At 69.6% G+C, this 13,078-nt stretch carries 11 protein-coding genes; all 11 read right to left on the bottom strand.

Features of this window, described 5'->3' with window-relative positions:
• Positions 1-295: 295 nt before the first annotated feature.
• Positions 296-1,633, bottom strand: coding sequence for a leucine-rich repeat-containing protein kinase family protein (locus C6P64_RS10260; protein ID WP_105748511.1), 1,338 nt, complete (start codon positions 1,631-1,633; stop codon positions 296-298).
• Positions 1,630-2,694, bottom strand: a complete 1,065-nt coding sequence (gene fba / locus C6P64_RS10255; RefSeq protein WP_105748474.1) for a class II fructose-bisphosphate aldolase — start codon at positions 2,692-2,694, stop codon at positions 1,630-1,632. The genes C6P64_RS10260 and fba overlap by 4 nt, the downstream gene beginning before the upstream one ends.
• A 222-nt stretch (positions 2,695-2,916) precedes the next feature.
• Positions 2,917-4,347 carry a pyruvate kinase gene (pyk, locus tag C6P64_RS10250; RefSeq protein WP_105748473.1) on the bottom strand — a complete coding sequence of 477 codons (1,431 nt, stop codon included), beginning with the start codon at positions 4,345-4,347 and terminating at the stop codon, positions 2,917-2,919.
• A 222-nt stretch (positions 4,348-4,569) separates the two neighbouring features.
• Positions 4,570-5,577, bottom strand: a complete 1,008-nt coding sequence (locus C6P64_RS10245; RefSeq protein ID WP_105748472.1) for an NAD-dependent epimerase — start codon at positions 5,575-5,577, stop codon at positions 4,570-4,572.
• Positions 5,574-6,290 (bottom strand): phosphatase PAP2 family protein, encoded by a 717-nt coding sequence (locus C6P64_RS10240; protein WP_105748471.1) that lies wholly within the window; start codon positions 6,288-6,290, stop codon positions 5,574-5,576. The genes C6P64_RS10245 and C6P64_RS10240 overlap by 4 nt, the downstream gene beginning before the upstream one ends.
• The gene (locus tag C6P64_RS10235) at positions 6,287-7,834 is read right to left on the bottom strand and encodes an ArnT family glycosyltransferase (RefSeq protein WP_105748470.1); all 1,548 of its coding nucleotides are present in this window, start codon (positions 7,832-7,834) and stop codon (positions 6,287-6,289) included. Before C6P64_RS10235 ends, C6P64_RS10240 begins: the two co-directional genes overlap by 4 nt.
• Positions 7,831-9,402, bottom strand: coding sequence for an ArnT family glycosyltransferase (locus tag C6P64_RS10230; RefSeq protein ID WP_211296827.1), 1,572 nt, complete (start codon positions 9,400-9,402; stop codon positions 7,831-7,833). The genes C6P64_RS10235 and C6P64_RS10230 overlap by 4 nt, the downstream gene beginning before the upstream one ends.
• On the bottom strand, positions 9,371-10,399 hold the full coding sequence (locus C6P64_RS10225; RefSeq protein ID WP_105748468.1) for a glycosyltransferase family 2 protein: 1,029 nt from the start codon (positions 10,397-10,399) through the stop codon (positions 9,371-9,373). The genes C6P64_RS10230 and C6P64_RS10225 overlap by 32 nt, the downstream gene beginning before the upstream one ends.
• A gap of 20 nt (positions 10,400-10,419) precedes the next feature.
• Positions 10,420-11,358 (bottom strand): lysylphosphatidylglycerol synthase domain-containing protein, encoded by a 939-nt coding sequence (locus C6P64_RS10220; protein WP_105748467.1) that lies wholly within the window; start codon positions 11,356-11,358, stop codon positions 10,420-10,422.
• A gap of 28 nt (positions 11,359-11,386) precedes the next feature.
• Positions 11,387-12,211 carry a phosphatase PAP2 family protein gene (locus C6P64_RS10215; protein WP_105748466.1) on the bottom strand — a complete coding sequence of 275 codons (825 nt, stop codon included), beginning with the start codon at positions 12,209-12,211 and terminating at the stop codon, positions 11,387-11,389.
• Between the two features lie 72 nt (positions 12,212-12,283).
• A partial coding sequence (locus C6P64_RS10210; RefSeq protein WP_105748465.1) for a nucleotide sugar dehydrogenase occupies positions 12,284-13,078 on the bottom strand: 795 nt, incomplete at its 5' end.

Raw genomic sequence — 13,078 nt, 5'->3', positions numbered from 1 at the left:
ATCAAAGCTGGGATTATCGCAAGTCTTGCGTTCCGGGCCCAGCGCATTCGCCCGCGACCGGGCCGGCCTTGTTGCCTACCCATCGCTGCTGAAATGATTAATATATTCCGATTGAGAAAATGAAATGAAATCGCTGGCGAATGTAAAGGATTTGTAGTAAATTTACGGACGGGACTTGTCCCCGTCGCTCACCTCCCTGGCGACGAGCCGCAAGGCTTTCAGCCCCCTCGTGGGGCTCTTTTTTTGTCTGTCGCCGGCCGTCAGCTGGCCGGATGGGATTGTCGCGAGGCGCTGTTCAGCGCGTTGCGGGGCGCAGGCAAGCCAGTGCCGCCAGCAGGGCCTTGGCGTCGGGCCGGCGCGCGGGCAGGGGGGCCAGGCAGGCGTCGCGCAGCGCTGCCAGTCGGGCCAGGCATGGCTCGTCGTCCGCTGCGGGCTCGATGCGCTCGATCAGCTCCTCGAGCAGGCAGCCGAAGGCGCGCATTTCCAGCTGCTGCAGCGCCCTTGCCTGATGCGCCGGCAAGCCGCCCAGCAGGGTCGCGGCACCGAAATCGCCCAGCAGCGCCCGCCCCTTGCCGTCATGCAGGATGTTGTGGCCGTAGAAGTCGCCATGCAGCACGCCGCGCCCATGCAGGTGTGCCAGGGTCGAGGCCATGGCCGTTGCCAGCTCCAGCGCGGTCCCGAGGCTCCAGCGGCTGTTCGAGGGATAGATGTCGCGCGTGCAGGAGGCCAGGCTCGGCGGCCCGGCCAGGCTGCGGAATTCCGGTCCGACCAGCGCCATCACCAGGCCCTGGCCGGCTCGCGGATGGCCTGCGATCCGACCCAGCAGCGGAATCAGCTGCGGATGGTCGCCACCCGCGAGACAGGCGGCCATCTCGGATTCCGGCAGGCCGTCGCTGGTCATCTCGCCCTTGAACAGCTTGACCGCCACCGGTCGGGCGGAATCGGCCTGGCGCTGCTCGGCCAGGTGGATCACGCCCGAGGCACCGGCGCCGAGGACTTGCTGCAGCTGCAGGTCCTGCCAGGCGATCGCGGCGATCGGGCTTTGCGCCAGCGCGGCCTGCTCCTGCTCGAGGCAGCAGGGATTGCCGGCATGGGCCAGCCAGGTCAGCCGGGGCAGCTCATGCAGCCAGACAGGTAGCTCGGTCAGGCGGTTGGCCGAGATGCGCAGCAGCTCCAGGCTCTGGCAGGCCGCCATTTCGGCCGGCAGCGCCTGCAGCCGGTTGCCGGCCAGCGCGAGCTTCTGCAGCCGGCTGCAGCGGCCGATCTCGGGCGGCAGCTGTTCGATCCGGTTGTCGGTCAGGATCAGCCAGCGCAGCCTGGGCGGCAGCGCGGCGGCGGGGACCTGCTCGATGCGGCAGGACTTGAAGCCGACCATCTCGAGCTGTTCGCAGCTGCCCAGCACGGCAGGCAGCTCGGTGAAGGGGTTGTCCGAGCAGAACAGCACGCGCAGCCGGTGCAGGCGCGGCAGGTCGGCGGGCAGCGCGCTTAGCGCGTTGCCCGACAGGTCGAGGATCTCGAGCGTGTCGGCGAGCTCGAAGATCTCGCGCGGGAACTCGGTCAGGCCCGCGCGCAGCGCGAGCCGGCTGGCACCGGCGAGTTCGCCGGCGCGCAGCTGTTCCAGCGTCTGGCTCAGTTGACCACCTGGGCCAGCTGGCCGGCGGCGTATTGGCCGGCGACGACTTGCAGGTTGTGGCCCTTGATCTTGCCGGCCTGGCCTTCGCAGCCGAACTCGAGGAAGCGCTGCTTGCACAGGGCCTGGGCGGCGGCGCGCGCGGGCTTGAGCCATTCGCGGGCGTCGAACTTGTCCGGGTTCTCGAACAGGAACTTGCGCACGGCACCGGTCATCGCCAGGCGGATGTCGGTGTCGATGTTGATCTTGCGCACGCCGTGCTTGATCGCTTCCTGGATCTCCTCGACCGGCACGCCGTAGGTTTCCTTCATCTTGCCGCCGTACTGGTTGATGATCGCCAGCAGTTCCTGCGGCACGCTGGACGAACCATGCATCACCAGGTGGGTATTCGGGATGCGGGCGTGGATTTCCTTCACGCGGCTGATGGCCAGGATGTCGCCGGTGGGCTTGCGGCTGAACTTGTAGGCGCCATGGCTGGTGCCGATCGCGATCGCCAGCGCGTCGAGCTGGGTCGCCTTGACGAAGGCGGCGGCTTCCTCGGGGTCGGTCAGCATCTGGCTGTGGTCGAGCTTGCCCTCGGCGCCGATGCCGTCTTCCTCGCCAGCCTCGCCGGTCTCGAGGTTGCCCAGGCAGCCGAGTTCGCCCTCGACCGAGACGCCGACCTTGTGCGCGAGCTCGACCACGCGGCGCGTGACGTCGACGTTGTACTCGAAGCTGGCCGGGGTCTTGCCGTCTTCCATCAGCGAGCCGTCCATCATGACCGAGGAGAAGCCCAGGTCGATCGCGCCCTGGCAGATCGCCGGGCTCTGGCCGTGGTCCTGGTGCATGACCAGCGGGATGTTCGGGTAGGCCTCGAGCGCGGCCTGGATCAGGTGCTTGATGAAGGGCTCGCCCGCGTACTTGCGCGCGCCGGCGCTGGCCTGCAGGATCACCGGAGCGCCGACTTCCTTCGCGGCCTCCATGACGGCCTGGACCTGTTCCAGGTTGTTGACGTTGAAGGCCGGGATGCCGTAGCCGTTTTCAGCGGCGTGATCCAGCAGTTCGCGCATCGAGACGAGAGCCATGGGGAATTTCCTGTGAAGTTTGAAAAGCGGGGGGTGGCGACCGGGAGTTTTCCGGCCCAGTCCATCCATCCATTCTAGCTTCGCAGAGCTATCAGCCCGTGACATGCCGCAGGCCGGGCAGGCCTCCTGATCGCAGGCCATTGCTGTCGTTTCGGCAGCAAAAAAGGCCCCTTCGCCATGCGATCGGAGCCTTAGAGCCGGGGCCGGGGCCACAGCCCGGGCTTACTGGGCACGGCAGATCTTGAGCATATTGGTGCCGCCCGGCGTGCCCATCGGTTCGCCGCAGGTGATGGCGTAGACGTCGCCGCTTTGCACGATGCCGCGTTCCTTCAGGTGCTGCTCGGCCTGCTGCAGCGCGGTGTCGCGGTCGGCGCTGGTGTCCATCAGCAGCGGGCGCACGTTGCGATACAGCGCCATCTTGCGTTGCGCCGACAGCTTGGAGGTGACGGCGTAGATCGGCAGCGCGACCTTGTGCCGGCTCATCCAGAGCGCGGTCGAGCCCGAGTCGGTCAGCGCGACGATGGCCTTGGCGCCGAGGTGGCTGGCGGTGAACAGCGCGCCCATCGCGATCGTGTGGTCGATGCGGTCGAAGGTCTTGCCGGTGAAGTCGGATTCGATCTCGTAGCTGTCGGCGGCTTCGGCGGCCTCGCAGATCTTGGCCATTTCCTGGATCGTCTGCAGCGGGTACTTGCCGGCGGCGGTCTCGGCGCTCAGCATCACGGCGTCGGTGCCGTCGAGCACCGCGTTGGCGACGTCGCTGACCTCGGCGCGGGTCGGCACCGGGTTGGTGATCATGCTCTCCATCATCTGGGTCGCGGTGATCACGAGCTTGTCGTTGGCCAGCGCGAGCTTGATCATGCGCTTTTGCAGTGCCGGCACGGCGGCGTTGCCGACCTCGACCGCCAGGTCGCCGCGCGCGACCATGATGCCGTCCGACACGCGCAGGATGTTCTCGAGCTCGGGGATGGCCTCGGCGCGCTCGATCTTGGCGATCAGGCCCGGCTTGTGGCCGGCCGGTGCCGCGACCTGGCACAGCTGGCGCGCCAGTTCCATGTCGGTCGCAGTCTTCGGGAAACTGACCGCGACATAGTCGGCCCGCAGGCCCATCGCGGTCTTGATGTCGTCCATGTCCTTGCCGGTCAGCGCCGGCGCGGTCAGGCCGCCGCCCTGCTTGTTGATGCCCTTGTTGTTCGACAGCTCGCCGCCGATCACGACCACCGTGTGCACCGCTTCGCCGGCGACGCGCTCGACCTCGAGCACGATCAGGCCGTCGTTGAGAAGCAGCCGGTCGCCGGCCCTGACATCGCGCGGCAGGTCCTTGTAGTCCAGGCCCACGCCGTCGAGGTCGCCGGGTTCGCTGCGCGCGGCGTCGAGCACGAAGGACGCGCCGTCCTCCAGCATCACCTTGCCGTCGGCGAACTTGCCGACCCGGATCTTGGGGCCCTGCAGGTCGGCCATGATCGCCACCTCGACGCCAGCGCGCCTGGCCGCTGCCCGCACCATCTCGGCGCGGTCGATATGGTCCTGCGCCTTGCCGTGCGAGAAGTTCAGTCGCACGATGTTGACGCCGGCGCGGATCATCTGTTCGAGCAGGGCGGGGTCGCTGGAGGCGGGACCGAGGGTGGCGACGATCTTGGTGGCGCGCTGGGGCATGGATTTCTTTCCGGTAAACGTCTGGTCAGTGTCGCGCGTCATTGAGCCGCGACCTCGCGACCATTATCCGGCAGGCTGGTGACGGCGTGGTAACAAGCCGGGTACACCCTGCCGATCTGTCCGGATGGCCACTTGTCCCGGCTTGTCCAGTCCTTGTGCAGGGCTTGTCCAGAAACTTGTCCACAGCCCTGCGGACCGGTCAGCGGCCCGCCCTGTCCGGACTCACTGGCCGTAGTAGCTGCGGTACCAGTCGACGAAGCGCGCCACGCCGTCCTTCAGCGGGGTCGCGGGCTGGAAGCCGACCCAGTCGCGCAGTGCGCTCGTGTCGGCGTAGGTCGCCTCGACATCGCCGGGCTGGGCCGGCAGCATGCGCTTGTCGGCCTCGCGCCCCACGGCCTGCTCGATGGTGCTGACGAAATCCATCAGCTGCACCGGGTCGGAGTTGCCGATGTTGAACACGCGGTAGGGCGCGAAGCTGGTCGAGCTGCGCGGCTGCAGGCGGTCGAAGTCCGCATCGGGTGTGGCCGGCTTGTCGAGCACGCGAATCGTCGATTCGACGATGTCGTCGACAAAGGTGAAGTCGCGCATCTGGCGGCCATAGTTGTAGATGTCTATGGTCCGGCCTTCACTGATCGCCTTGACGAACTTGAACGGCGCCATGTCGGGCCGGCCCCAGGGACCGTAGACGGTGAAGAAGCGCAGGCCGCTGGTCGGCAGCTGGTACAGATGGCTGTAGGTGTGCGCCATCAGCTCGTTGGCCTTCTTGGTCGCGGCGTACAGGCTGACCGGGTGGTCGACCGAATGGTCCTCGCTGAACGGCAGCTGGGCGTTGGCGCCATAGACGCTCGAGCTGCTGGCATAGGCCAGGTGCTCGACCTGCCAGCCACGGCAGAGTTCCAGCACGTTCAGGAAGGCGACCAGGTTCGCCTGGGCATAGGTATGCGGGTGCTCGATCGAGTAGCGCACGCCGGGCTGGGCCGCCAGGTGCAGCACGCGCTGTGGCTTCCAGTCGCCCAAGGCCGCCTGCACGCCCGCGAGGTCGGCCAGGTCCTGCTCGATGAAGCGGAAGTTGGGATAGGCCGCGAGCTGGGCCAGTCGCGCGCGCTTGAGGCTGACCTCGTAATAGGGCGTGATGTTGTCGATGCCGACCACCTCGTCGCCGCGCTGGAGCAGGCGCAGCGCCGCGTGCATGCCGATGAAGCCGGCAGCGCCGGTGAGCAGAATTTTCATGTCGTAGCCTTTCGGTTCGCGGAATGTCGTAGCTTGTGCCAGCGCCGCAGGCGCCAGCGGGTCCAGCAGGCGCGGATGGCCAGGCTGGTGCCCCAGAGCAGCAGGCCGCCAAACAGCACGTCGGACAGGAAATGCCCGCCCTGGGCGATGCGCAGCGCGCCGAGCAGCAGGCCGGCGCTCCAGCCCGCGATCAGCCAGCGGCGACGCCTTTGCGGCGCGGCGAGCGCCCCGAGCGCGATCAGCGCGAAGCCGGTACCGGCATGACCGCTGACGAAGGAGCAGTTGCGCTGGCATTCCGAGGCGGGTTGCCAGGGCGGGGTGAAGCTGGCCGTGCCGCCGAACTGGCTCACCTGCACCGGCCTGGCGCGACCCCAGTGTTCCTTCAGCACGCCATGGGCCAGCAGGCCGAGCCCGAATACCAGGCCGAGGAACAGGGCCGCGGCGGGTCGAGCAAGCCGGCGCAGTCCGGGCTGGCGCGCGTAATGCCCGAGCAGCCAGCCGGCCAGCGAGCCGAGCAGCAGCAGCCGGCCGACCCAGGGCACGGTGTGGTGCACCAGCTGTACCCAGGTCTGGTCATCGATCCAGAAGCCGCTGTCGGGGCGGTAGAACCAGGCGCTGACCGGCAGGTCGATGCCCGGCCAGACGAGGTAGATCAGCAGCAGCGCGATCAGGAGCGCCAGCCAGAGTCGGGTTTCGCGGCGGGTGGCGCTCATGGGTGCTTTCCGGTCGAGGTCAATGCGCTGGGTGGGCGCTCAAGCAGCCAGGCTTGCAGGCGGACCCGGCCCGATTCGGCCTGCGCCAAGGGCCTGGCCAGCGGATAGTGCGCCAGCAGGGCTGCATCAGGCGCCTCGTCGCCCAGGAAGACCAGCGCCGGCACGGCATTGGGGCGCAGCGGCTGCTTCCAGTCGAAATGGTGCCGCACCTGGCCGTCCGGGCTCCAGGAGCGCAGCTCGGGCTGCAGCGCGCGCAGTTCGTAGCCGGTCTGGACCAGCAGGGTGCGGTCATTGGTGACCCAGGGCAGCTGGCGCTGCGCTTCCAGCGCCGGTGCCAGCGCGCCGAGCGCCTCGTGCCAGCCGCGCATGCGGCTCCAGATGTCCCAGGCCGGCTTGCCGGCCGCGGCCGGGCGGCCGATCCAGCGCCGGAGGTCGCCGCCTTGCGCGATCGCGGCCGACAGCAGCAGGCCGGCCAGCACCCAGACGGTCAGGGTCTGGCCGGAGATCCGGCGCCGTACCGCCAGCCAGCCCGCTGCCAGGCAGACGCCGAGCAGCGCCGGCAGCGCCCAGTTGACCTGGGCCTTGGCGCGCAGCGCCTGCAGCAGGCCGAGCAGCAGCAGCGGCCAGGCGAATGCCCAGGCGTAGCCCAGCGCGGACCAGAGCGCCCTGGTCTGGCCTGCTGGAGCGGCCGGCAGATGGCGCCGCTTCCAGGCTAGCGCCAGCACCGCCAGTCCGGCCGGGCCGAGCAGCAGCAGCTGGCCGAGGCCGAATTCGAGCGCCGATCCGAGCTTGTGGCCCCAGCCGGCCGCGCGCTCGGCAGCCGATGCCGCGCCGCCCTGGACCGTGATGTCTAGCGTGTGGTGCAGCGTCGGCCAGCCGTTGTGCATGTTCCAGAACAGATGCGGCAGCAACAGCAGGACGGCGATGCCGGCGGCCAGCGCCAGCCCGGCCAGCAGCCGGCCGCGCCGGGCCGGCGGGCAGCGCCAGAGCAGCCAGAGCGCCGACAGGCTCAAGGCGCCGGCGGTGTACTTGGACAGCAGGGCCAGGCCGAGCGCCACACCGGTCAGCGCCCACCAGCGCCAGGCCGCAGCGCCCTCGGCATGGGCGGCGCGCCAGGCGCCCCACATCACGAGCGACCAGAACAGCATCAGCACCGAGTCGGTGGTCGCGCTCAGGCCGAGCAGCCCGGAGGCCGGGGTCGCGGCCAGCAGCGCGGCAGCGACCAGTCCGGCGCGCTCGTTGCCCATCGCGGCGCCCAGGCGCCAGAGCACCGCCGAGGCCAGCAGCCAGGCCACCATGGCCAGGGCCTTGACGCCGAGCAGGCCGTCGCCGAAGCAATCGGTCGAGAGCCGGATCAGCCCGACCAGCAGTGGCGGCTTGGAGAAATAGCCCCATTCCAGCGGTCGTGACGACCAGTACCAGTACTGCGCCTCGTCGACATGCAGGCCGGCGCCGCTGTGCAGCACCTGCCAGCAGCGCCAGGCCAGCAGCAGGGCCAGCGCGAGCGCAACGGCCAGCCCCGGCTGGAGCCGCTTGGCGATCATGGTTGCGGCTCCGCGCTCCGGCGCAGCAGCAGCAGGCCGCGCTGCTCGAAGACGACTTCATGCGGGTAGGGGAAGTCCGCCAGCCGATGCCGCCTGACCAGCGCGAGTTCGCCGACGGCCGGATCGCGCTGCACGGCTGGCTGGCCGCGGTAGTAGGCAAAGCTGGGCTGGTGCATCTTCCACTGCACCACGGTCTCGGGGCGTTCGCGCGCCCACAGGCCGGCGGCCTTGAACGGTCCCTGCAGTGTGTCGGACAGCCAGGGGATCACCGCGCCGACCCACAGCAGCGCGACCGCCAGCACGGCGGCGCCATAGCGCTGGCTGAAGTCGAAGCGGCGCAGCAGCAGCGCGACCAGGGCCAGTGCCGCCGCCAGCCCGGTCCACAGCGGCAGCCAGCCGGCGTCGGGGGCGGTCTCGAACAGGCCGCGCACCCAGGCGTCCTTGACCTGCGGCGCCAGCGCGGGCAGCAGGGTCGGCAGCGCCGCGGCCAGCGCCAGCTGCAGGGCCAGCACGGTCCAGAGCGCGGCGCGGCCGAAGCGGCCGAGCTCGCCCAACTGGCGCGCCATCAGCAGCGCCAGCGGCGCCACGCCGTACAGCATGTAGTGCGGCAGCTTGGTGCCCGAGGCCGAGAACAGCGCGAACACGAAGCCGGCCCAGAGCAGCAGGAAGCGCGCCAGCGGCTCGCGCCACAGGCGGCGCGCGCGCGCCAGCACCGCGACCAGCAGCGGCGACCAGGGCAGCAGCAGCAGCGGCAGCACCACCAGGTAATAGGCGAAGCCGCCGCCATGACCCTCGAGCGTGCCCGAGAAGCGCTCGACGTTGTGCTTCAGGAAAAAGCCGTCGATGAAGGCCTGGCCGTGGCGGTTCAGCGCGTAGAGATACCAGGGCAGTGCGACGGTCAGCGCGATCAGCCAGCCGACCGGATCCCAGGCCGCGCGCAGCGCGGTGCGACCGCGGTCACTGCACAGCGACCAGAGCGCGAGCGCGCCACCCGGCACGATCACCGCGACCGGCCCCTTGGCCAGCAGCCCCAGGCCGCACCAGAAATAGGCCCAGCGCAGCGGCTTGCGTTCGCCGCTCTCGGCGAACTGCCACAGCGAGAGCGAGATCGCGACCAGCAGCGCGTTGAGCAGGCCGTCGGCGGTCGAGGCGCGGCCGATTGCCAGCAGGCCCAGGCCGCTGCCCAGCACCAGCGCGGCCAGCGCGCCCGTGGATTGGCCCCAGCGCCGGGCGGCGAAGCGGCCCGCCGCCAGCGTGGCGGCCAGCACGCACAGCGCCGACGGCAGCCGGGTCGCCCATTCATTGACGCCGAAGACCGCCATCGACGCCGCCTGCAGCCAGTAGACCAGGATCGGCTTGTCGAAGCGGTCTGTGCCGTTGAGCGTGGTGTGACCCCAGTCGCCCGAGCTCAGCAGCTCGCGCGTGGCTTCCGAGAACGCGCCCTCGTCGACGTCGAACAGCGGTGCCGCGCCGAGCTGCCACAGGTAGAGCAGCAGCAGTGCCAGCGCCACGGCCCAGAGCCGGGGCGTTGCCCGCTCAGACGGCGGCATCGGTCGAACCCTGCCCATGCCAGCCCTCGTCGGTGCTGCGCGGATCGGGCTGCTTGACATGGTAGCTGCGCGCGCCGCTCTGGTCGAAATAGCTGCGCATCAGGATCTCGGCCAGCACGCCGGTGGTCAGCATCTGCACCCCCGCCAGCACCGAGAAGAAGCCGAGCCAGAGCAGCGGCCGGCCGCCCACGTTCTCGCCGAGCAGCTTGAGCACGCCCAGGTAGGCCAGCATCAGTCCGCCGAGCGAGGACAGGATCAGGCCGAAACCGCCGAAGAAATGGCCCGGCCGGGTGCCGAAGCGCAGGAAGTAGTGCATCGCGAGCAGGTCGACGATGACGCGGAAGGTGCGCGAGATGCCGTACTTGGACTCGCCCATCACGCGCGCATGGTGGCGCACCGGTTCCTCGGCCATGCGGCCGGGCGAGGTCACGGTCGCCAGCCAGGCCGGGATGAAGCGGTGCATCTCGCCGTACAGGCGTACCTGGCGCAGCACGTCGCCGCGGAAGGCCTTCAGGCTGCAGCCCAGGTCCTTGAACTCCAGCCCCGAGACCTTGCGGATCAGCCGGTTGGCGATCATCGAGGGCAGCTTGCGCAGCAGGAAGCCGTCCTGGCGCTTCTGGCGCCAGCCCGCGACCATGTCGAGGTCCTCGGTCAGCAGGCGCGACACCAGCTTGGGGATGTCGCGCGGATCGTTCTGCAGGTCGCCGTCCATGGTCACGATGACGTCGCCGCGCGCGGTGTCGATGCCGGCCTGCATGGCGGCGGTCTGGCGGAAGTTGCGTCGCAGCTCGACCACATGGATATGGTCGCCGAGCTCGGCGGCGCGCTGGCGCAGCGCGCGCGGCGTGCCGTCGGTGCTGCCGTCGTCGACCACGATCAGCTCCCAGGGCTGCGGGTAGTCCTGCAGCGCGTCCTGCACCGCGTCGATCTGCAGCTTGGCGTTGTCTTTCTCGTTGTACATCGGCACCACGACCGACAGACGGTGGGGCGGCAGGGGGAAGGTCGGTTCGGACATCGGTAGCAATCGAAAGGTTTTCAGGCCGGACCAGGTCCGGAATCGGGCAGGCGCAGGTCGCGGTGGCTCCAGCCCAGCAGGCGGGCCAGCACCGACGATCCCACCGTGACGGCCAGCGCCATCAGGTGCACGACCAGCGCGGCCATGGCGATGTCGCTCCAGGCGATCTCGGCCGCGCTGCGGATGGCGGCGATCACGCCCGCCTCGTAGGGACCGAAGCCGGCCGGCGGTTGCACCGGCAGCGCGGCGGCCAGCTCGCCGCCGGCCGCACCCTTGAGAGCGGCGTCGAAGTCGAGCGGCAGCAGGCTCAGCAGCGGCCAGGCGATGGCGGCGAGTTTAACGACCCAGTTCGACACCGCATAGGCCCAGCTGGCCCAGGCCGGCGCGGGCAGCTTGCGTCCGCTCTCGCCGCTGCGCCGGATCGCGCGTTCCTGCGCGATGAACCAGACCATCGGCAGCAGCCAGATCGCTGCCACCAGCATGGCCGCCAGCAGCAGCAGTCGCAGCGGCCAGTCGAAGGGGGCGAACAGCGCGAGCGCCAGCACCGCCAGCACCGCCATGTCCTGCAGCCGCAGTCGCAGCAGACTCAAGCCCGCCTGGCGCAGCGGCACGCCACCCTGGCGGTGCAAGGCCCAGACATAGATCGCCTCGCCGCCGCGCATCGGTACCAGCACCACCCAGGCGCTGTGGCGCACCATCAGGCCCCAGGCCTCGCGCCAGCCCATGCGCAGCTGGTGGCGCCATTCGGCGCGCACCCGGCCCGCGCGCAGCCAGTGGCTGGCCGCCATGCCGGCGGCCGACAGCAGCCAGACATGGACTGGCACGCGTGCTCCGGCCTGCAAGGCCTGCGGCCAGTCAACCTGGCGCAGCATCCAGCCCAGCGCGACGACTGCCGCCAGCGTGACGAGCAGGCTGAGCCAGAGCTTTTTCTGACCCGGTTTCTTGTGTTTGGCGCTCATTCCTGCCTTGTGTCGCTATCGGCCATCATCAGCCACGGATGCGGCCTTGACCCCGCCAGGCCAGCAGCCGCCAGCCGGCGCTGGCCAGCGCCGCCAGGCCGAGCGCCCATTGCAGCGCCTGGACCTGGGGATAACCTTCGCGTGCCGTGAAGGCGGCCAGCGCGCCGAGCAGCTCGACCGCCAGCGGCACCCAGGCCGACATCCAGCCGCCCTGGCGCAGCCAGCGCGCCTGCAGCTGCCAGCACAGCGCTCCCACCGCGAGGCCGAGTCCGGCGCCGACCAGGATGTCGGCCGGCCAATGCGCGCCGACCGCGACGCGCGAGAACGCCATCGCGCTACCGAAGGCCCAGGCCAGCGCCTGCAGCCATTGCGGCTTGCCGTCGCGGCGCAGCAGGCAGACCCAGAGCGTCGCGATGCTGAACGCGGCCAGCGCATGGCCCGAAGGCATCGAGGGGCTACCGAGCACCGGGCTGCCGATGAAATGCAGCGTGCCCTCGGGCAGCACCAGCCCCGGCCTGGCTTGCGCGAACCAGGTCTTGAGGACCTGCGCCAGTCCGCCGCCCAGCAGGAAGGCCAGCAGCACGGCCCGGCCGCCCTCGGCGCCGCGATCGGCCGCAGCCACCAGGATCAGCGCCGACCAGCCGAAGGCCAGCAGCGTCAGCCCGGCCCAGACCGTGTCGGGCAACAGTCCCGGGCCATTGCCCCACAGCATCAGGGCCTGGTTCCCGTGCGAGCCCTGCAGCAGGGCGCCCGTCAGGATCAGTGCCAGCGCGACCCCCCACCAGGAGCGGGGAACAGCCTGGGCGGCCCGGCCTGGGCAGGCGCTGGGCGCCGGTTTCGAGGGAGCGGGCATGGCGATGCTGGCAAAGAACTTGGGGAACTGATTTTATCCCTTGCCAGCTATATCAGTTTGTAGCGGATCGCCTCAGTCGCTGCCGAACAGGTCGCGCGTGTAGACCTTGTCCACCACGTCGGCCAGGTCGGCCGTCTGGCGGTTCGCGACGATCACGTCGCACTCGCGCTTGAAGCGCTCCAGGTCGCGCACCACCTCGGAGCCGAAGAAGTCGTCCGCGTCCAGCACCGGTTCGTAGACGATGACCTTGATGCCCTTGGCCTTGAGCCGCTTCATCACCCCCTGCACGCTGCTGGCGCGGAAGTTGTCGCTGCCGGCCTTCATGACCAGGCGGTAGACCCCGACCACCTTCGGGCCGCGGCGCAGGATGTCGTCGGCGATGAAGTCCTTGCGCGTGCTGTTGGCGCTCACGATGGCCGAGATCAGCGTTTGCGGCACGTCCTGGTAGTTGGCCAGCAGCTGCTTGGTGTCTTTCGGCAGGCAGTAGCCGCCGTAGCCGAAGCTCGGGTTGTTGTAGTGGCTGCCGATGCGCGGGTCGAGGCAGACGCCGTCGATGATCTGGCGCGTGTCCAGGCCATGGCTGGCGGCATAGCTGTCGAGCTCGTTGAAATAGGCCACGCGCAGCGCCAGGTAGGTGTTGGCGAACAGCTTGATCGCCTCGGCCTCGGTGCTGCCGGTGAACAGGGTCGGCACCTCGGTCTTGATCGCGGCGGCCTGCAGCAGGCCGGCGAAGACGCGCGCGCGCTCCGAGTCCTCGCCGATGACGATGCGGCTCGGGTACAGGTTGTCGTGCAGCGCCTTGCCCTCGCGCAGGAACTCGGGGCTGAAGATCAGGTTGTCCGTGCCGAACTGGGCGCGCGCCTTCTG

The sequence above is a fragment of the Malikia granosa genome, from assembly GCF_002980595.1.
GTDB lineage: Bacteria > Pseudomonadota > Gammaproteobacteria > Burkholderiales > Burkholderiaceae_C > Malikia > Malikia granosa.
The sequence above is the reverse complement of the archived record's forward strand: the minus strand, read 5'-3'. Positions and strand labels throughout refer to the sequence as shown.